General features: G+C 64.7%; 17 protein-coding genes. 15 read left to right on the plus strand and 2 right to left on the minus strand.

Annotated features, from left to right (window positions below):
* Positions 1-6: 6 nt before the first annotated feature.
* Positions 7-573, plus strand: a complete 567-nt coding sequence (locus tag KBW95_RS03750; protein WP_211523658.1) for a YceI family protein — start codon at positions 7-9, stop codon at positions 571-573.
* Here KBW95_RS03750 and KBW95_RS03755 read toward each other — a convergent pair.
* Entirely contained in the window at positions 563-958 is a 396-nt protein-coding gene (locus KBW95_RS03755; protein ID WP_211523657.1) for an MAPEG family protein, read from the minus strand. The genes KBW95_RS03750 and KBW95_RS03755 overlap by 11 nt on opposite strands.
* Before the next feature lie 94 nt (positions 959-1,052).
* Entirely contained in the window at positions 1,053-2,273 is a 1,221-nt protein-coding gene (locus KBW95_RS03760) for a metal-dependent hydrolase (RefSeq protein ID WP_211527518.1), read from the minus strand.
* Between the two features lie 126 nt (positions 2,274-2,399).
* Between KBW95_RS03760 and KBW95_RS03765 the strand changes: the two genes are divergently transcribed.
* From KBW95_RS03765 to ccoG, 14 genes are all read left to right on the plus strand, one after another.
* Positions 2,400-5,222: a type VI secretion system Vgr family protein gene (locus KBW95_RS03765; protein WP_211523655.1), complete on the plus strand. Its 2,823-nt coding sequence runs from the start codon at positions 2,400-2,402 to the stop codon at positions 5,220-5,222.
* On the plus strand, positions 5,222-6,775 hold the full coding sequence (locus KBW95_RS03770; RefSeq protein WP_211527519.1) for a hypothetical protein: 1,554 nt from the start codon (positions 5,222-5,224) through the stop codon (positions 6,773-6,775). Before KBW95_RS03765 ends, KBW95_RS03770 begins: the two co-directional genes overlap by 1 nt.
* 25 nt (positions 6,776-6,800) lie before the next feature.
* Complete coding sequence (locus tag KBW95_RS03775; protein ID WP_211523653.1) at positions 6,801-7,790, plus strand: hypothetical protein; 990 nt, start codon at positions 6,801-6,803, stop codon at positions 7,788-7,790.
* 59 nt (positions 7,791-7,849) lie between these two features.
* Positions 7,850-8,113, plus strand: a complete 264-nt coding sequence (locus tag KBW95_RS03780) for a PAAR domain-containing protein (protein ID WP_211527520.1) — start codon at positions 7,850-7,852, stop codon at positions 8,111-8,113.
* A gap of 165 nt (positions 8,114-8,278) precedes the next feature.
* Entirely contained in the window at positions 8,279-9,907 is a 1,629-nt protein-coding gene (locus KBW95_RS03785) for a PAS domain-containing methyl-accepting chemotaxis protein (protein ID WP_211527521.1), read from the plus strand.
* Positions 9,908-9,970: 63 nt separating this feature from the next.
* Complete coding sequence (gene hemN, locus KBW95_RS03790; RefSeq protein WP_211523650.1) at positions 9,971-11,407, plus strand: oxygen-independent coproporphyrinogen III oxidase; 1,437 nt, start codon at positions 9,971-9,973, stop codon at positions 11,405-11,407.
* A gap of 10 nt (positions 11,408-11,417) precedes the next feature.
* Complete coding sequence (locus tag KBW95_RS03795; RefSeq protein ID WP_211523649.1) at positions 11,418-12,173, plus strand: sulfite exporter TauE/SafE family protein; 756 nt, start codon at positions 11,418-11,420, stop codon at positions 12,171-12,173.
* Complete coding sequence (locus KBW95_RS03800; RefSeq protein ID WP_211527522.1) at positions 12,170-14,629, plus strand: heavy metal translocating P-type ATPase; 2,460 nt, start codon at positions 12,170-12,172, stop codon at positions 14,627-14,629. Before KBW95_RS03795 ends, KBW95_RS03800 begins: the two co-directional genes overlap by 4 nt.
* Positions 14,630-14,779, plus strand: a complete 150-nt coding sequence (gene ccoS / locus KBW95_RS03805) for a cbb3-type cytochrome oxidase assembly protein CcoS (protein ID WP_211523647.1) — start codon at positions 14,630-14,632, stop codon at positions 14,777-14,779.
* A 153-nt stretch (positions 14,780-14,932) separates the two neighbouring features.
* Complete coding sequence (gene ccoN, locus KBW95_RS03810; protein WP_211523646.1) at positions 14,933-16,390, plus strand: cytochrome-c oxidase, cbb3-type subunit I; 1,458 nt, start codon at positions 14,933-14,935, stop codon at positions 16,388-16,390.
* Positions 16,391-16,408: 18 nt separating this feature from the next.
* Positions 16,409-17,023 carry a cytochrome-c oxidase, cbb3-type subunit II gene (ccoO, locus tag KBW95_RS03815; protein ID WP_211523645.1) on the plus strand — a complete coding sequence of 205 codons (615 nt, stop codon included), beginning with the start codon at positions 16,409-16,411 and terminating at the stop codon, positions 17,021-17,023.
* 1 nt (position 17,024) lies between these two features.
* The gene (locus KBW95_RS03820) at positions 17,025-17,201 is read left to right on the plus strand and encodes a cbb3-type cytochrome c oxidase subunit 3 (RefSeq protein WP_211523644.1); all 177 of its coding nucleotides are present in this window, start codon (positions 17,025-17,027) and stop codon (positions 17,199-17,201) included.
* Positions 17,194-18,129 (plus strand): cytochrome-c oxidase, cbb3-type subunit III, encoded by a 936-nt coding sequence (ccoP, locus tag KBW95_RS03825; RefSeq protein ID WP_211523643.1) that lies wholly within the window; start codon positions 17,194-17,196, stop codon positions 18,127-18,129. The genes KBW95_RS03820 and ccoP overlap by 8 nt, the downstream gene beginning before the upstream one ends.
* Positions 18,126-19,505, plus strand: coding sequence for a cytochrome c oxidase accessory protein CcoG (gene ccoG / locus KBW95_RS03830; RefSeq protein ID WP_211523642.1), 1,380 nt, complete (start codon positions 18,126-18,128; stop codon positions 19,503-19,505). Before ccoP ends, ccoG begins: the two co-directional genes overlap by 4 nt.
* Positions 19,506-19,516: the final 11 nt, after the last annotated feature.

The raw sequence follows: 19,516 nt of genomic DNA on the forward strand, positions 1-19,516 counted from the left end.
TCATGAATGAAGAAACTGTTTGCCTTCCTGGTCGCCGCCGGTGTGTCGCTGGGCGCCGCCGCCGCTCCTGAAACCTTTGTGATCGACGGCAGCCACACCTTCCCGCGCTTCGAGTACAGCCACTTCGGCTACTCGAACCAGGTGAGCCGCTTCGACAAGACCAGCGGCAAGATCGTGCTGGACCGCGCTGCCAAGAGCGGCTCGGTGGACGTCGTGATCGATACGACCAGCGTGAACACCGGCTTCCCGGTCTTCAACAGCCATCTGCAGGCCGAGGACTTCTTCGACACCAAGAAGTACCCGACCATCACCTTCAAGTCGAACAAGCTGAATTTTGACGGCGACAAGCTGGCTTCGGTCGACGGCAACCTGACCATCAAGGGCGTGACCAAGCCCGTGCGCCTTGACGTCACGTCCTTCCAGTGCATGACGCACCCGATGCTCAAGAAGGACGCCTGCGGCGCCAACGCGGTCACCAAGATCAAGCGCAGCGAATTCAACGCCGGCAAGTACGCGCCTTATGTCGGCGACGAAGTGACCCTCACCATCCCGGTCGAAGCGGTCAAGGAATAAGGATCGCCGCCAGCACCATCCCCAGTCCCGCCAGGGACAGCGTCCACACCAGGGTGCGCACCACCGGCACCCCGGCCGCGTACAGCGGCACGTAGACGATCCGGCCCGCCAGGTAAAGCCAGCTGCCCCACAGCGTGAGCTCGCCAAGACGACCCGCCGAGTGGGCCACCAGCACCGCCGCCGCGAACAGCGGCAGGGTCTCGAACAGGTTGGCCTGGGCGCGCTGCAGGCGGGCCGTGACCGGCCGCGGTGGCGGCGCTTCGCCGTCGCGCGCGCCCACGTTGTAGGCCGCACCCGTCTCCTGGGTGCGCAGCAGGGCCGGCAGCAGGATCTGGACCAGGGCCAGCACCAGCGTCCATCCAAGTATCGTCAGTTCGGTATTCATCGTCTTCCCCCCGCTAGAAACTCATCAGGACAGCATCGCTGCCCTGCGATCATACGCGTCCCGAGCCTGACGCGGCATTAGATATGCAACCGGTCTAGCCGGCACCCAGTCCAAGTAGGTCAGCGCGCGGCCGTCCCCAGGCTGGCACAGGCGTGGGACAAGGCTGGCCTGCCAGCCGGGCATAGGGCAGGGTCGAAAAATTCGGTTGGTCCGGTTCGCCGAAACGCAGGTCCGTGGCATTGCCGCCCGCCAGCGAGGGCACGCGTGCGAAGCGGGTCCAGGCGTCGAAATGACAGTTGTTGCGCTGGAGTGCGCGCAGCCCGGCCAGGCTCCCGGTGTGTTCCATCCGCCATGCCAGGGCCGTAGTCCGGCCGCCAGGCTGGCCACCGAAACGCGCCGGACACTGCGACACCGGATTCAGATCGGGAGCAAGACTCAGCACGCCGACGCGCACGGCGTAGCTTCCCGCACCTGCGTCGTCGCTGACGGTGGCGAAGGCCCAGCACAGCGGATTCGACGGGAAGGCCGAGAGCGGCAGGTCGAGCACGCGGCCGCCGGGATCGCGCTGGGCCAGTTCGGCCCGGATCTGCGCGCGGGCGAGATGCGCGCCCAGCGCCTGCACGCCGATGAATCCGATACAGGCCAGCACCGCCGTCACCAGGGCGGCGGTGCCGCTCCGCCTTGCAGCGAGCATGACCGCACCCGCGACCCCGGCCAGCAGAACCAGCGAGCCCCATTGCAGGAAGCCCATCCAGGCGAAGGCAGCGAATGCCGCGGCCAGCAAGACCAGGGGCGGCCAGCGCCCGCGCCGGGTGGCCACCATCGCCATCGCCGTCCCGAAGGCGGTCCAAAACACCGGTTCGACGATGAAGACCAGGTCGCCATACAGCCAGCGCGCATCGAAGGGATGGAAGGGATGCACGCCATACACGTTGAGCCCGTCGAACCCCATGTGCAGGACGATCCCCAGCACGCCGGTGGCGATCAGTCCGCGCCGCGCCGTGCGGCTCTCCAGTAGCAGGCGCCGCACGCGCGGCCAGAGCAGCCACATCAGGGCGAGCAGCAGCGCCACCTGGGGCAGGCCCCAGAGCAAGGTGTGGGTATGGCCGCGGTGATGCATGAGGTAGCCCAGCGGCGGCGCCAGGAGCGGGGTGAGGATCAGGTCGAGATCGGGGAAATTGCTGGCGAGCAGACCAGTGGTGAGGAGGGCGCGGCGCCGGGTGCGGCCGCGCATGGGATCGGGTTCGGCCGGCAGCGCGCGCTCGACCAGTTCGCCGAGCGCCAGGCCGACGAGGGAGTGGGTGAGGTTATCCATCCAAGGGTATGACAGTTAAGAAATCCAATGAGTTGGCGCACTACGTCGCAATGATAATCGTCAATGTCAGGAAGTGTCTTGAATGGCATGTTTCTTGTGCAATCTTTCCCCACGAAGAGATCACACATGAATGTCCTGAACGTGGCCGAGCTGTCGTCCGGCCTGACACAATTGCACCGGCCGATTCGTCTGCGTCTTGCTCACCAAGGCGCCATCGTGAAAGACCTCCTGCACATCAAGCACGCCTATGGCCAGGAGACGATGTGCGGCGGCATTGAATATCGGTTGCTCTGCGTTTCCACACAAGCAGCCTTGCCGTTGAAAGAACTCATTGCGCTGTCAGCGGAACTCCAGTTTGTGACCGATCGAGGCCATTTGCGTACGGTGTGTGGCATCGTGTCCCAAGCGTTTGCTGGACAAAGCGACGGCGGATTGGCTTCGTATCAGTTGGTCGTGTCCGACGCGTTGAGCTTGATGGAACAGCGCGTCAACACGCGGATTTTCCGCAATATGAACGAAGTCGACATTTCTGCAGCCCTGGTAGGTGAGTGGCGCGCCACTAACCCGATTCTCGCCGCGGCATTCGAGGTCGACACCTTGGGCATCAGGGACATTTACCCGCCTCGTGAATTCATCATGCAGCACAACGAGTCCGATGCTGCGTTCTTGCGGCGGCTCTGGAAGCGGCAGGGAATTGCCTGGTTTATCCGGCCCGGCCGTCACCGTGTATCGGAAGATACCGCCAGCCCGGTACATACGCTGGTGCTGTTCGATGCGCCGCTGTCGCTGGCACAAAATGCAGCGGGAACGGTGCGCTTTCATCGGGACGCCGGCACCGAAGCGCGTGATGCCGTCTTCAACTGGTGCGCTGCGCGGCACCTGAAGGCGGGCAGCCTGACCCGGCAAAGCTGGGACTACCGCCAGGGCCGCATGATGCTTGCGCAATCGACCGCGATCATCGAACAGGGAAAGGCCGGGAACCAGTTTGCGTTGAACCTGGACGACCACCAGATCGACGCACCGCATGTCGGGGATGACAGCAATGACTACCGCAGGCTGGGCGACCTCCGAATGCAGCGTCTTGAGTATGAGACCAAGTGCTTTTACGGGGAGAGCGGTGTCCGCGACCTGCGTGTCGGTGAATGGTTTCGACTGGATGGTCATCCGGACATCGACACGCACCGGGGCCAGGAGCGCGAATTCGTGGTGACGGAGCTGTTCTTGGCGGCAGAAGGCAACCTTCCTAAGGACTTCGACGAGCGGGCGGAGCGGCTGTTTACCGCCAATGCCTGGCGCCAGGGAGTATCGAAAGTCGCCCTCGACCATGCCAGCGGCAAGCGCGATGTCCGGTACACCAACCGCTTCGCATGTGTCCGGCGCGGCATACCGATCGTGCCGGCTTACGATCCGCGCACCGATCTGCCGTCTGTCCACTTGCAATCGGCTCTGGTAGTCGGCCCTCCTGGGGAAGAAGTGCATTGCGATGAGCTTGGCCGCATCAAATTGCGGTTCCCCGGCATGCGCGAACAAGACCATCCCGGTGGAGCGGGCGCCAGCAACACCGATCGGGACTCGGCCTGGGTACGCGTTGCCTCGCATTGGGCCGGCGACGGCTGGGGAAGCAGCAGCCTGCCCCGTGTCGGCGCTGAGGTCCTGGTGGATTTCCTTGGCGGAGACCCGGACAAGCCCATCGTCGTGGGACGCGTGCACGGTGGCTTGGCGGCTCCCCCGGCGTTCAGCCATGCGGGTCGGTTGCCCGGCAACCGTTTTGTCGCCGGCATCAAGAGCAAGGAAGTCCAGGGGATGCGCTACAACCAGTTGCGGCTGGATGACACACCCGGGCAGATCAGTGCGCAACTGGCCAGTGAACATGGGCACAGCCAATTGAACCTCGGATGGCTGACGCACCCGAGACGAAACGGTGAGGGGCAGGCTCGCGGCGAGGGCGCGGAATTGCGCAGTGACCAGTCCGTCGTGCTGCGTGCTGCGAAACTGATGTTGTTGACGACCCAGGCAATGCTTGGCGCGACAGGGAAGCAACTGGAACGGAAACCGCTGCAAGCCCTGCTCGAAGCATCGCAAGGACTGCTGAAGGAAATGGGGGAGTTCGCGGAGCAGCACCAGGCCATGCCGGTCGACCTGGCGCCGCATCGTCAGCTGGCGGACGACCTGGCCGATGCGGAGCAAGCTGGCGCGCCGCTGATCGCCCAGTATTCCGAGGGCGGGTTGGTGAACGCATCGCCGAAGTCGGTCGTCAGCTACAGCGGCCGCCAACAGAATATCGTGGCGCAGCAGCATATCCAGGCCGTTGCCGGACAGCGTGTGAACATCCAGGCCGGCCAGGGCATGTCGCTGTTCTCGCATCAGGATGGCATGAAGCATATTGCGCGTGCCGGCAAATTGGAGATGCAGGCCCAGCAGGACAGCATCGGCATCGCCGCCGCTCAGGACGTGAGGATCAGCGCCAGCCAGGGCGACATCGTGATCGCGGCCAAGAAGAGCATTACGCTGTCTTGCGGCGGCGCGTATCTCAAAATCGCCGAGGGCAACATCGAGCTTGGTTGTAGTGGCGCCTTCACTGTCAAGGCGGGCGTGCACAAGTGGGATGGCCCGGCCGAACAAGAGACGCAGCTGCCGTTCTTCCCGGCGGCGGACCATACCAACTGGCTGAAGCTCGACCTGGATGGCTACCAGGGGGCGCCGATGGCCGGCGTGCCCTACACCTTGTATTTCGCAAACGGCCAGCAAAAGCAGGGAACGCTCGACGGCAATGGCATGGCTGAAGAGCGCAACCTGCCGGACACGGTCGACAAGCTCGTCTATCACAACTCACCCTCCGCCAAAGACGAACCGCGGCCGGTGGTCGCCGACCTGATGGCCAAGCTCGAACCGCTCATGGCCCAGGAACCGAACATGGTCAATGCGCCCCAGAACCGCGGAGGGAAGTAATGGCGGACACCGACGAAACCCTCGACGCGCTGAACGAAGTCCACGGGCAGGAAAAGCCGGACGATGTCGGTTTGGGCGAGTGGATCTGGGGCGCGCTCCAGGGCGACTTCAGTACCGAGCGGTCGGCCGGGCAAATCGGCTTCGACTTGGTCGTATCGCTGATCCCGATTGTAGATACCCTGTGCGACCTGCGCGACTTGTGTGCGAATCTCCGAGAGTATCGTAAAGACCCTTCCAACAAGGTCACCTTGTTCTTCATCGCGACAACGGTGGTCGGCTTCACTCCGGAAGTCGGGACCGTCGTCAAAGGTGCACTGCGCTTGACTTGGGTCTATTTGAAGCCGCTGATCAAGCATGCGGACGACATCGCCAATGCGAGCAAGCTGGTGGCAGCCGCCAACCGGGCCTGCGATGCCGCGCTGCCGAAAATCACCGAGTTCCTGCAGTACAACCGCGTGGCGAAATGGGCGACGGATGGGAAGCTGCCGGATATTTACCAGTTCGTTTCGAAGACTATTCGTGAGGCGGCGGACAAACTCAGTCCCGCGGTGCTCGGAGGGCTGTTGAACGACAAGTTCAATGACCTGAAGAGCTTGCTGGAGAGAATACGGCCGATTGTGCCAAGCACGGTTCGTGAGCGGATCGATGATCTCCTGAAGAACATCGAGGCGAAGCGACAAGCGATGAGCGGCGCGATCCAGTCATTCACCCAGCCAGTGCGGACCGTGCTGAAGATCTTTGCCAAAAGGCTGGAAGACAAGGCGGTGAAGGTTGAGGTCTATCGAACGAATCGGGGATGGATTGCTCCTATCTCCGAAGCGGGGGCAGCCAGGCTGATCAACGCTAAACCGCCGAAATGGGCGAAAAAGCGACCGCGCACAATGAAGTTCCCACCACTAAAGCCCCAGGATCTTCGAACGCAAGCATTAGTCAACGCTCACCCGGACCACCCACGGATTCAGGACTGGATGATTGCAACGTTCTCAAAAGCTAAGGGTGGGATGCGAGCTGACGCGATCAAAGGACCAGCGAAGCTGTATCGTGTCGTGGATCCTTCCAATGAAGGCGCAGGCATCTTTTGGATGACCGAAGCAGAATTCAAGGCCATCAAGGACCGGGATGGGTGGCGTAGCCGGTTTGCCGTCAAGCCGGATTGGAACCAGAATGGCTGGGTTGTCGAATATGAGATTAAAGCGGGTGAATCGTTGCCCGTCTGGCGCGGCCCCGCCGCAAGCCAGAAGCTCGAGGGAACCGACTATTACTTGGAGGGCGGTGGAGAGCAGGTCTTATTCTATCCAAGTAGCCGAGATGAGATGGTAAAGGCCATGCCGAGAATTGATCGGGTGACTGGCAAGCCTCTTATGGATGGTGCCGGCAATGAGGATCGCCGAGTCGACTTTACTGACGTGACCGGTGCGACAGCCCCTACAAAACTTCGTGCCCGAATCACGGACCGACGTATAAAGGGACCGATTGAAACTGGATGGGGCGCGACGGACTATACACCCCAGGAAGCTCAAAGAATTTTACTTACTGCACCTACCGCATCGTAACCTATTCGACGAGGAGAACGAATACATGCGAAATCTAAACTTGGAGGCCTCCATCTGGAATTTGTTCACGTCGGCTGAATTCTTTGAAGGAGCTGCCCGCGAATGCGATGCGACTATGGAGTGGTTTGGCACTCTCGCTGTCTCAAGGCAGGTCGTAAATTTTGGTAGAAACAACCAAATTTTTGATAAGTTCAAACAGCGCGCGCGCGACTTTAGACGTGGCGCTGAATTGGCACGGCTGGGTGACTACGAATTGATGTGGGAAATTTCCGACTGCATTAGAGGTGACATACGAGGCATCATGGAGCAGCCTTTGCATAGCTGGATGACTGCAGCCGAATACAACGAATTTAGTAACGTTCGGGTTGATCGATTGGCGGCCTATGCCCGCGTGATCAACAGCGCACTCACCAATGCATTTGCAGGAGCAGGGAGTTTCTTCGAGCTGGATCCCCTTGATCCCGAGTGGGCTGAACGACGGAATGATGATGATGGCTTTCCAGGTGAGGAGATTGTAGGAGTATATAACCGGAGTTTTACTTGGTTTAACGAACCGCTGTTTCCCAAACTCCCCGATCCACTCCTGGAGTATGTAATCGACAGGTCGATCACATGCCGGACCGGAGAAGAGGTGCCGTGGACGGGTGTCTGGTACCCCGGCACGGGCTTGGCCCACCATAGCCTTACCTTCGCCATCAGGGGATTGAGAATGCAACCTGTATATCAGTTTATAAAGACGGCAGAGGAACGCGGACCTTACCCTGGCGGCGGAAATTACTTCACCCCTGAGACACTTGCAGTGGCAACGGAATGGCACCCGGTCATTCTCTCTAACCGTCAAGCTAAGAACGATGGCGACCTGCGAGCCAAGGCAGGGGAACCCTGCCCGAAAGCAGGTGTCTGGCAACCGCTGGACGTTGATGCACTGCCGCGAACCTATCAGGCAGGCGAATCGATGGCCAACCTCGGATCCGCATATGGCTTGACCGTTTGGCGTTGGCTGGCTGATCGATAGATTCGGGCTGCCCACCCGCCCAAGCGAACAGCTTTTTATGACGACTGTGGAGGATGACCATGAAAGGTGTAATCCGACTTGGTGACTCGACCAGCCACGGCGGCAAGGTGATCGCCGCCTCCGGCACCGCGTTTGTCCACGGTATCGCGGTAGCCCGCAAGGGGGATGCGTGCGTTTGTCCGATCAACGGCCACTCGCCGTGCGTGATCGCCGAAGGGGATCCGATGGTGCTTGTCGAAGGGATTCCGGTGGCTTTCCAAGGACACAAGACGTCGTGCGGTGCAACGCTTACCTCTTCCGTCGCGACATCAGGAAAGGTTTGACCGACCGAGGCGAGTTCGACTCTTCAAGATTCTTTTGCTAAGTATTGTTGCCGCTACTTTCTAACTTGTTTGAGCTTTTTGATCTAGGTCAAAAATTTTGTGAATGTCGCTCAGTAGAATGCAAACCTTGGAATTTTGCCATTCGGCAACACAAGGAGAAGTGTCGTGCGTAACAACCAGCCGGTCACCGGCATCGAGTACCTGTTGAAAGAGGGCCAGTCCATCGTGTCGAAGACCGACACCAAGGGCCGCATCACCTACGTGAACCCGAGCTTTGTCGAGGTCAGCGGCTTCGACGAGTCTGAATTGCTGGGCAAGGCCCATAACGTGGTGCGCCACCCGGACATGCCCCCGGAAGCCTTCGCCGACCTGTGGCGGACCCTGCAGGCAGGCGAGCCGTGGACCGGGCTGGTCAAGAACCGCCGCAAGAACGGCGACTTCTACTGGGTAGTGGCGAACGTGGTGCCGGTCAAGGAAGCCGGCCGGGTCACCGGCTACATGTCGGTGCGCACCGCGCCAACGCGCGAGCAGGTGCGCGCCGCCGAGGAGCTGTACCGCAAGATCCGCAGCGGCGAAGCGAAGCACCTGGTGATCGTGCGCGGCCAGGCCGTGCGCGCCGGCTGGCGCAGGAAAGTGGCGGCCCTGCGCGAACTGCCGCTCACGCGCCGCCTGGGCCTGATGATGTCGGCCCAGGCCGCGCTGATGGCCGGCCTTGGCGCCACGTCCGACAGCGGCGCCTGGCAGGCGCTGGCCGCCCTCGGCACGGCGGCTACCCTGGCCGCATGGGCGGACCTGCACCGCTCCATCGCCCGTCCGCTGAGCCAGGCCACCAGCGCCGTCTACGCGCTGGCCGGCGGCGACCTGGCCACCAGCTGCGACATTGAGGGCAGCGGCGGCAACGGCGAGATCGGCCGCCTGCAGCTAGCCCTGCGCCAGCTGAACATCAACCTGAAAGCCATCGTCGGCGACGTGCGCCGCAACGTCGGTTCGATCGAGCACGCCACCCGCGCCATCGCCGCCGGCAACAGCGACCTGGCCGGGCGCACCGAGGCGCAGGCGGCCAGCCTGGAGCAGACTGCCGGCAGCCTGGGCCAGATCGCCGCGGCCGCAGGCCAGAACACCGAGAACGCGGTGCGCGCCGACCAGCTGGTGGTGGGCGCCACCACCGTGGCCGGACGCGGCGGCGACGCCGTCGAGCGGGTCGGCAATACCATGGGGCGGATCAGCGAGTCCTCGACCCGCATCGCCGACATCATCGGCCTGATCGACGGCATCGCCTTCCAGACCAATATCCTGGCCCTGAACGCCGCCGTCGAAGCGGCGCGGGCAGGGGAGCAGGGGCGCGGCTTCGCCGTCGTCGCCGGCGAGGTGCGCAGCCTGGCCCAGCGTTCGGCCGCCGCCGCCAAGGAAATCAAGGCCCTGATCGAGACCTCGGGCCAGCACGTCGAGCAGGGCAACGCCCTGGTGGGCGACGCCGGCCAGACCATGCGCGAGGTGGTCGCCTCGGTGCGCGACGCCGCCGCCATCATGCACGCCATTACCGCCGCCAGCCGCGAACAGGGCGAAGGCATCGCCCAGGTGAATGCCGCCATGGCCCAGCTGGACAGCATCACGCGCCAGAACGCCACCCTGGTCGAGGAATCGGCCGTGGCCTCCGGCAGCGTCGCCGACGAGGCTGCACAGCTGGTCCAGGCCCTCTCCGTGTTCAAGTTCGATGACGGAATGCGCATGCCCGTACGGCAGTCTCGGCCGTATTTGATGCAAGTCAAGGATTTGGCCGAAGCAGATCAATAAACTGCAAGCTGATCGTGTCGCATTGCATTTCCGCAATGCGGCCAGCAGCTGGAGTTTATTGTCATGCTCGTTGAAGCGCTTCCGTCTTCGGCCCCCTCGGCCCCACTCGTATTCACTCCCAGCGTCGAATTCGACGCTGACCTGCTCGGCCGGCTCAGCAAGTCCGGCCCGCGCTACACCTCCTACCCGACCGCCGACCGCTTCGGCGCCGAATTCGGCTACCGCGACTACCTGCACGCTGTCGCCGGCGTGCGCACCCGCGGCAGCAAGCGTCCGCTCTCGCTCTACCTGCACATTCCGTTCTGCGACACGGTGTGCTACTACTGCGCCTGCAACAAGATCGTCACCAAGCGCCGCGACAAGGCTGCGCTCTACCTGTCCTACCTGAAGCGCGAGATCGAGATGCAGGGCCTGCTGTTCGCCGGCATGAACGAGGTCGAGCAGCTGCACTTCGGCGGCGGCACCCCGACTTATCTCTCCGACGAGCAGATGGGCGACCTGATGGCACACCTGCGCCGCAGCTTCCGCTTCGCGCCCGACGAAAGCGGCGAATACTCGATCGAAGTCGATCCGCGCACCGTTTCGGCCGAGCGCGTGCACAGCCTGCGCCGCCAGGGTTTCAACCGCATCAGCCTGGGCGTGCAGGACTTCGACCCGGACGTGCAGCAGGCCGTCAACCGCGTCCAGCCCGAGCATGAAACGCGGGCCGTGATCGACGCGGCGCGCGCGGCGGGCTTTCGTTCGGTGAGCATCGACCTGATCTACGGCCTGCCAAAACAGACCCTGGACAGCATGCGCCAGACCCTGGACAAGGTGGTCGCCGCCGACCCTGACCGCATCTCGGTCTACCACTACGCCCACATGCCGCACCTGTTCAAGCCGCAGCGCCGCATCAACGCGGCCGACATGCCGGACAGCGACACCAAGCTGCGGATGCTCCAGTTATGCATCGAACACCTGGGCGCGGCCGGCTATGTCTATATCGGCATGGACCATTTCGCCAAGCCGGGCGACGACCTGGCCGTGGCCCAGCGCCAGGGCCGCCTGCACCGCAATTTCCAGGGCTACTCGACCCATGCCGATACCGACCTGGTGTCCTGCGGCGTGTCGAGCATCAGCGCGGTGGGCGCCACCTATAGCCAGAACGTCAAGACCCTGGACGAGTATTACGACGCCATCGACGCCAACGAGCTGCCGGTGGCGCGCGGCGCCCGCCTGTCGATGGACGACCTGCTGCGCCGCGCCATCATCCAGAAGCTGATGTGCCAGTTCGAGCTCTCGGTGCCCGCCATCGAGCAGGCCTTTCCCATCGTGTTCGCGCAGTACTTCGCCAACGAGCTGGCCCAGCTGCGCCAGCTCGAGCGCGACGGCCTGGTGACGCTGGGGCCGGAATGGCTGAGCGTCACGATGAAAGGGCGCCTCCTGATCCGCAACGTGTGCATGGTGTTCGACCGCTACCTGGCGGAACGCACCGGCCCGCGCCATTCGCAAACCATCTGAGGCCGCCTACATGCCAGGTATCGCCCTGTTTCCCGTGTTTCTGGTCGGCCTGCTGGGCAGCGTCCACTGCGCCGCCATGTGCGGCGGCATCGTCGGCGCGCTGTCGGTCGGCGGCGTCCGTCCATCCCTGCCTGCCGCGCCGGCCTTCCCGGTACCGGTGCGCACGGTGACGGCCACGCCCGCCGCCAACGTCGTGGCCTACAACACAGGACGCATCGCCAGCTACATGGCGGCGGGGGCGCTGGCGGGCGGGGCGGCCGGGTTCGCGGCGCTGCCCGGCCTGCAGGAGGCCGCCTACTGGGCGGCCAACCTGATGCTGGTGGCGCTCGGCCTGTTCCTGATGGATGCCTGGCGCGGCCTGGCGCGGCTGGAGCAGGGCGGCCAGGCGCTGTGGCGGCATGTGCGCCCGCTGCTGCGCCGGGTCGGACCGCCATCCACGCCAGGGCGCATGCTGGCCGCCGGCGCCCTGTGGGGCTGGCTGCCCTGCGGGATGGTCTACAGCGTGCTGGTGACAGCCATGCTGTCCGGCTCCGCGCTGGACGGTGCGGCGGTGATGCTGGCCTTTGGCTTGGGCACCTTGCCCATGCTCGCCGCGCTCGGCCTGGCGGGCCAGCGCCTGCGCGGCCTGCTGCGGATGGGCCGCGTGCGCCTGCTGTGCGGTCTGGCCATCGCCGGCTTCGGCCTGGCCGGCCTCGCGCGCGCCGCCGGCGGCCTGCCGGAGAGCTGGGTCCATCTGGTGTGCTTCGGCACGGGGAGCGCGGCATGAGCGCGGTGCTGGCGCAAGTACGCGCCGACGTCCCGGCGCAGGCCGAGGTGCCGCTGCGCGAGGCGGCGCCGGTGGCGGTACTGGACAGCTGCTTCCACTGCGGCTTGCCGGTCCCGGCCGCGAGCCGCTGGCATGCCGTGGTCGACGGCGCGGCGCGCAGCATGTGCTGCCCCGGATGCGCGGCGGCGGCCCAGGCCATCGTGGACGGCGGTTTCGCCGACTACTACGCCACGCGCACCGAGTACGCGGCCCCCGTCGAGCACAGCGCCGACGCGCCGGAGCTGCTGCTCTACGACGGCCAGGAAGGCCAGGACGAGGCGAGCTTCGCGGTCGAGGGAATGCGCTGCGCCGCCTGCGTCTGGCTGATCGAACGCCGCCTCGGCCAGTTGCCGGGCGTGCTCGAATCCACCCTGAACGTCGCCACCGAACGCCTGCACGTCCGCTGGGACCCGGCGCAGTGCAAACCCAGCGTCATCCTGCGCACCCTGCGCATGATCGGCTACACCGCCTACCCCTACGACGCCAGGCAGCACGGGGAGCAGCTGGAAAAAGCGCGCAAGAAGCTGTTCCGCCAGCTGTTCGTGGCCGGTCTGTCGATGATGCAGGTGATGATGTACGCGGTCCCGGTCTACCTGGCGACCGACGGCACCATGGATGCGTCGATGACGGCGCTGATGCACTGGGCCTCGCTATTCCTGACACTGCCGGCCGTGCTGTACTCGGCCCAGCCTTTCTTCGGCGGCGCCTGGCAAGACCTGAAACGCGGGCTGCCTGGCATGGATGTGCCGGTGGCGCTGGGCATCGCCGCCGCCTTCGCCGGCAGCTGCGCGGCCTTGTTCACGGGCCGCGGCGAGGTTTACTTCGATTCGGTGACGATGTTCGTGTTCCTGCTGCTGGGCAGCCGTTACCTGGAACTGGGCGCGCGCCGCAAGGCCGCCAGCGCCCTCGAGCGCCTGCAGCAGGGCGTGCCGGCAGCGGCGCTGCGCCTGCGCGGCGACCCGGCGGCGCGCGATTCCGAGCTGGTGGCCGCCGGCGCGCTGCAAGTGGGCGACCTGGTGCTGGTCAAGGCCGGCCAGGCGATTCCGGCCGACGGCGTCATCGTCGACGGCGACACCGAGGTCGACCTGGCCCTGCTCACGGGCGAGAGCCGCACCCAGCGCAAGACGGTGGGCGACTGCCTGCCGGGCGGCGCCGTCAACGCGGCCCAGACCATCGTCCTGCGCGTGAGCTCGACCGCCACCGACAGCACCCTGGCGATGCTGGTGCGCCTGGTCGAGAAAGCCGGGCAGGGCAAGCCGGCGCTGGCGCTGTGGGCCGACCGCGTGGCCGCCTGGTCGGTGGTGGCCCTGCTGGTGCTGACCGTGGCCGTGTTCTTCGCCTGGCAAGCCGTCGAGCCGGCGCGCGCCTGGCAGGCGGCGGTGGCGGTGCTGGTCGTGACTTGCCCGTGCGCGCTGTCCCTGGCCACGCCGACCGCGCTGGCCGCCGCCACCGACCGCCTGCTGCGGCGCGGCGTGCTGGCGGTGAAGCCGCACACGCTCGAGACCTTCGAGCGCGCCACCCACATCGTGTTCGACAAGACCGGCACTCTGACCCTTGGCCGCCCGGTGCTGCGCCAGGCGGTGCCGGTCAGCGCCCAGACGGCGGAGGCCTGCCTGCGCATCGCGGCGGCGCTGGAAGCCGACAACCCGCATCCGATCGCCCAGGCGATCCGCGAAGCCGGCGGCGCGGCGCCCGGCCTGGCCGAGCAGCTGCGCTATGTTGTGGGGCAGGGCGTGGAGGGGTGCATCAACGGTCGCCTGTACCGTCTCGGCAGCGCGGCCTTCGTGGAAGGCGTGGCCGGGGGAGTGGCGCGTTCCGCGGCGCCGACCGGGACCACCTCGGTGTGGCTGGGTACGACCGGCGGCTGGCTGGCGCGCTTCGACCTGTCGGATGGGCTGCGGCCGGAGGCGGCGGAAGTAGTACAGCGCTTCAAGGACGGCGGCAAGACCGTGGTCCTGCTGAGCGGCGACGAGCAGGGCGCGGCTCAGGCCGTGGCCGGCCAGCTCGGCATCGCCACCGCCCTCGGCGGAAAGCTGCCGGACGAGAAGCTCGCCTTCGTGCGCAGCCTGCAGATGCAGGGCGCGGTGGTGGCCATGGTCGGCGACGGCATCAACGATGCGGCCGTGCTGAGCGGCGCGGACGTGTCCTTTGCCATGGGGCGCGGGGCCGAACTGGCCCAGCTGCATGCGGACGGCGTGCTGCTGGGCGACGGGCTGCTGCCGCTGGCCGATGCGGCCGACACCGCACGCCGTACGCTGGCGGTGATCCGCCAGAACCTGATCTGGGCCTCGGTGTACAACCTGGTGGCGATTCCGGCGGCGGCGTCGGGCTTGCTGAATCCCTGGATGTCGGGTATCGGCATGGCGGCCAGTTCCGCGCTGGTGGTGCTCAATGCCCTGCGGCTGAGGACGGACTGAATGGAAGCCTTGTACTTGTTGATACCCTTGAGTATCTGCCTCGTCGCGCTCGCGGTGTGGATCTTCTTCGGCGCGGCCGACAGCGGGCAGTTCGAGGATCTCGAAGGGCCAGCCCTGAGGATCCTGCGGGACGACGACCTCGTGCAGTAAGGCCGGCATCGCATCGCCGGCCTGTGCACCAAGACGCAACACTGCGCTCCATACCTCAACCGATACAGAACAATTTGATTCACATCAAGGATTTTTAAGGTTCAGAAAAGCACACTCCTGATTGTCATCCATATGATTATTCAGGAGAGCATCTTGGACAGCAGTCTCAACTATAACTACAAGATCGTGCGCCAGTTCGCCATCGCGACCGTGGTATGGGGCGTGATCGGCATGGCTGCCGGCGTCTTCATCGCCGCGCAGCTGGCCTGGCCCGCACTGAACTTCGACATCCCGTGGCTCAGCTACGGACGCCTGCGTCCGCTGCACACCAACGCGGTCATCTTCGCCTTCGGCATCTGCGGCCTGTTCGCCACCTCGTACTACGTGGTCCAGCGCACCTGCCAGGTGCGGCTGTTCTCCGACAAACTCGCCGCCTTCACCTTCTGGGGCTGGCAGGCCGTGCTGGTCTCGGCCGCGATCTCGCTGCCGATGGGCTTCACCCGCGGCAAGGAATACGCCGAGCTCGAATGGCCGATCGCGATCCTGATCACCGTCGTGTGGGTCGCCTATGCCGTGGTCTTCTTCGGCACCATCGTCAAGCGCAAGGTCAAGCACATCTATGTGGCCAACTGGTTCTTCGGCGGCTACATCCTGGCGGTCGCCATCCTGCACGTGGTGAACGGCATGGCGATCCCGGTGTCCGCCATGAAGTCCTATTCGGTCTACGCGGGCGTGCAGGACGCCATGATCCAGTGGTGGTACGGCCATAACGCGGTGGGCTTCATCCTGACCGCCGGCTACCTGGGCATGGTGTACTACTTCATCCCCAAGCAGGCCGAGCGCCCGGTGTATTCCTACCGCCTGTCGATCGTGCACTTCTGGGCCCTGATCTTCACCTACATGTGGGCCGGCCCGCACCACCTGCATTACACAGCGCTGCCCGACTGGACCCAGTCGATCGGCATGGTGTTCTCGCTGATCCTGCTGGCGCCGTCCTGGGGCGGCATGATCAACGGGATGATGACCCTGTCGGGCGCCTGGCACAAGCTGCGTTCGGACCCGCTGCTCAAGTTCATGATCGTCTCGCTGTCCTTCTACGGCATGGCCACCTTCGAGGGCCCGATGATGTCGATCAAGACCATCAACTCGCTGTCGCACTACACGGACTGGACCGTTGCCCACGTCCATGCGGGCGCCCTGGGCTGGGTCGGCTTCATCACCATGGGCTCGATCTACTACCTGATCCCGCGCCTGGCCGGCAAGAAGCAGATGTACAGCATGGCCCTGGTCGAGACCCACTTCTGGGTCGCCACCATCGGCATCGTCCTGTACATCGCCTCGATGTGGATCGCCGGCGTGATGCAGGGCCTGATGTGGCGCGCGGTGAACCCGGACGGCACCCTGACCTATACCTTCGCCGAAAGCGTCAAGGCCACCTACCCGTACTACGTGATCCGCTTCACCGGCGGCTTCCTCTACCTGTCGGGCATGGCGCTGATGGCCTGGAACACCTGGATGACGATGCGCGGCACGGCCAACGTCGACGCGCGCATCCCGACCGCACCCGTCAAGCCGCACCTGGCCGCTGCCGGCGCAGCGGTCCACGCTTAAGACATTGAGGAGCATGTAATGAAATTCACCCACGAGTGGATCGAGAAGAACCCCTGGCTCCTGATCGGCCTGGTCCTCCTGGTCATCTCCTTCGGCGGCCTGGTCGAGATCGTGCCGCTGTTCTTCCAGAAATCCACCACCGAGCCGGTCTCGGGCTTGAAGCCATATTCACCGCTGCGCCTGGCGGGACGCGACATCTACATCCGCGAAGGCTGCTACAACTGCCACTCGCAGATGATCCGTCCCTTCCGCGCCGAGACCGAGCGCTATGGCCACTACTCGGTGGCGGGCGAATTCGTCTACGACCATCCCTTCCAGTGGGGCTCGAAGCGCACCGGCCCGGACCTGGCCCGCGTCGGCGGCCGCTACAGCGACGAATGGCACCGCACCCACCTCGACAACCCGCGCGACGTGGTGCCGGAATCGAACATGCCGGGCTATCCGTGGCTGGCGAAAAACAAGCTGGTCGCGGCCGAGATCCTGCCCAAGATGCGCGCCATGCAGCGCATCGGCGTGCCCTACACGGATGCCGAGGTGGCGGCCGCGCCGGCGGAGCTTAGCGACAAGACCGAACAGGATGCCCTGATCGCCTACCTGCAAGGCCTGGGCACCCAGATCAAGACGAGGAACTGAGATGGCACTGCAACAGATTTTCGATAACGCGAGCAGCCTGATGACCGTGGTGAGCTTTACCACCTTCCTGGGCATCCTGGCCTGGACCTACGTGCTCCACAAGAACAAGGACTTCGAGGCGGCAGCGGCGCTGCCCTTCGCCGACGAGTTCACGGAAGAGGAGCACGAACATGGCTGATTTCTTCAACGGCTTCTGGCACTGGTACATCGCCGTCATCACGGTGCTGTCCATCCTCGGCTGCGGCATCCTGCTGTGGTCGCAGTCGGTGCACAAGGTCAAGCTGGACGCCAATGGCGAGCCGCAGAAAACCACCGGCCACGTCTGGGACGAGGACCTGACCGAGCTGAATACGCCGATGCCGCGCTGGTGGATGTGGATGTTCTACCTGACCATCGTGTTCGGCCTGGCCTACCTGGTGCTGTATCCGGGCCTGGGCAGCTACGCCGGCAAGCTCGGATGGAACTCGAAAGGCGAATACCAGGCGGAGCTCAAGCAGGCCAAGGCAGATTTCGGCCCGCTGTTTGCCCAGTACGCGAACCAGAGCCTGGAGGCGGTGGCGGCCGACCCGCAGGCCCAGGCCATCGGCGAGCGCCTGTTCCTGAACTACTGCGCGCAGTGCCATGGTTCCGACGCGCGCGGCAACAAGGGCTTCCCGAACCTGAGCGACAAGGATTGGCTGCATGGCGGCGAGCCAGCCACCATCAAGGCCACCATCATGAACGGCCGCATCGGCACGATGCCGGCGATGGGCGCTGCGCTGGGCTCGGACAAGGACGTGGAAGCGGTCGCGCATTACGTACGCAACCTCTCGGGCCTGACGGCCGACCCGGTCAAGGTCGCCTTCGGCAAGCCGAAGTTCGCCGCCTGCGTGGCCTGCCACGGCGCGGAAGGCAAGGGCAACCCGATGATGGGGGCGCCCAACCTGGCGGACAAGACCTGGCTCTACGGCGGCAGCGCCGAGACGGTGATGGAAACCATCCGCAAGGGCCGCACCAACACCATGCCAGCCTTCGGCGAGTTCCTCGGCGAAGAAAAGGTGCATGTGCTGGCGGCCTATGTGTGGAGCCTGTCCAACGACACCACGATCAAGACGGCATCGAAATGAACGCCCCCCAGGAAGCTGTCATCCACATGTACGCCGCGCGGGAGGAGATCTACCCGCGCGAGATCAAGGGCCGCTACGCGTCCTTGCGCTGGGCCTGCGTGTGGCTCACCCAGCTGCTGTTCTACGGCCTGCCGTGGCTGAACATGCACGGCCGCCAGGCCGTCCTGTTCGACCTGGCCAGCCGCAAGTTCTACCTGTTCGGCATCGTGTTCTGGCCCCAGGACTTCATCTACCTGGCAGCGCTGCTGATCATCTGCGCCTACGGCCTGTTCCTGGTGACGGCGGTGGCGGGGCGCGTGTGGTGCGGCTTCGCCTGCCCGCAGACGGTGTACACCGAAATCTTCCTCTGGATCGAGCGCAAGATCGAGGGCGCGCGCAGCGCCCGCATCCGCCTCGACCGTCAGCCCTGGACATTGGAGAAGATCGGCAAGAAGGGCGCCAAGCACCTGGCGTGGGGCGCGGTGGCGTTGTGGACCGGTTTTACCTTCGTCGGCTATTTCACGCCCGTGCGCGAACTGAGCTTCGACGTGCTGGGATTTACGCTCGGGCCGTGGGAAACCTTCTGGGTCCTGTTCTACGGCTTCGCCACCTACGGCAACGCGGGCTGGCTGCGCGAGCAGGTGTGCAAGTACATGTGCCCCTACGCGCGCTTCCAGAGCGCGATGTTCGACAAGGACACCCTGATCGTCACCTACGACGCGGCGCGCGGCGAACCGCGCAATGTCCGGCCCAAGGCGCAAGGGGCAGGGGACTGCATCGACTGCAGCATGTGCGTGCAAGTGTGCCCGACCGGGATCGACATCCGCAAGGGCCTGCAGTACGAATGCATCGGCTGCGCCGCCTGCGTGGATGCCTGCAACAGCGTGATGGACAAGATCGCCAAGCCGCGCGGCCTGATCCGCTACGCCACCGAAAACGGCCTGGCGCACAAGCTGAACCCGGCCGCGATCCGTAACCGTATGCTGCGCCCGCGCGTGCTGGTCTATACCGGCGTCCTGGCCGCGCTGGTGATCGGCATGGCGGCTTCGATCGCGCTGCGCAATCCACTCAAGCTGGACGTGATCCGTGACCGCGGCTCGATGGGCCGCGAAGTGGACGACGGCATGATCGAGAACGTCTACCGCTTGCAGGTGATGAACACGAGCGAGCAGGCCCAGCGCCTGCACATTGGCGTGGCCGGCATTCCGTCGGTGAGCGTGGCCGGCGAGGAGGTGGTCGAGATCGACGCGGCCAGCACGCGTGCGGTGCCGGTGCGCGTGCGCATCGAACCGGGCGCGGCCAGGCCTGGCTCGAACAGGATCGATTTCACGGTGAGTTCGGTGGCGGATCCGCACCTGGCGGTGTCCGAGGACGCCGTCTTCATCGTGCCGAAGTAAGAAGGAGCTGA

This window comes from Massilia sp. ZL223, assembly GCF_018119395.1.
Lineage (GTDB): Bacteria > Pseudomonadota > Gammaproteobacteria > Burkholderiales > Burkholderiaceae_D > Telluria.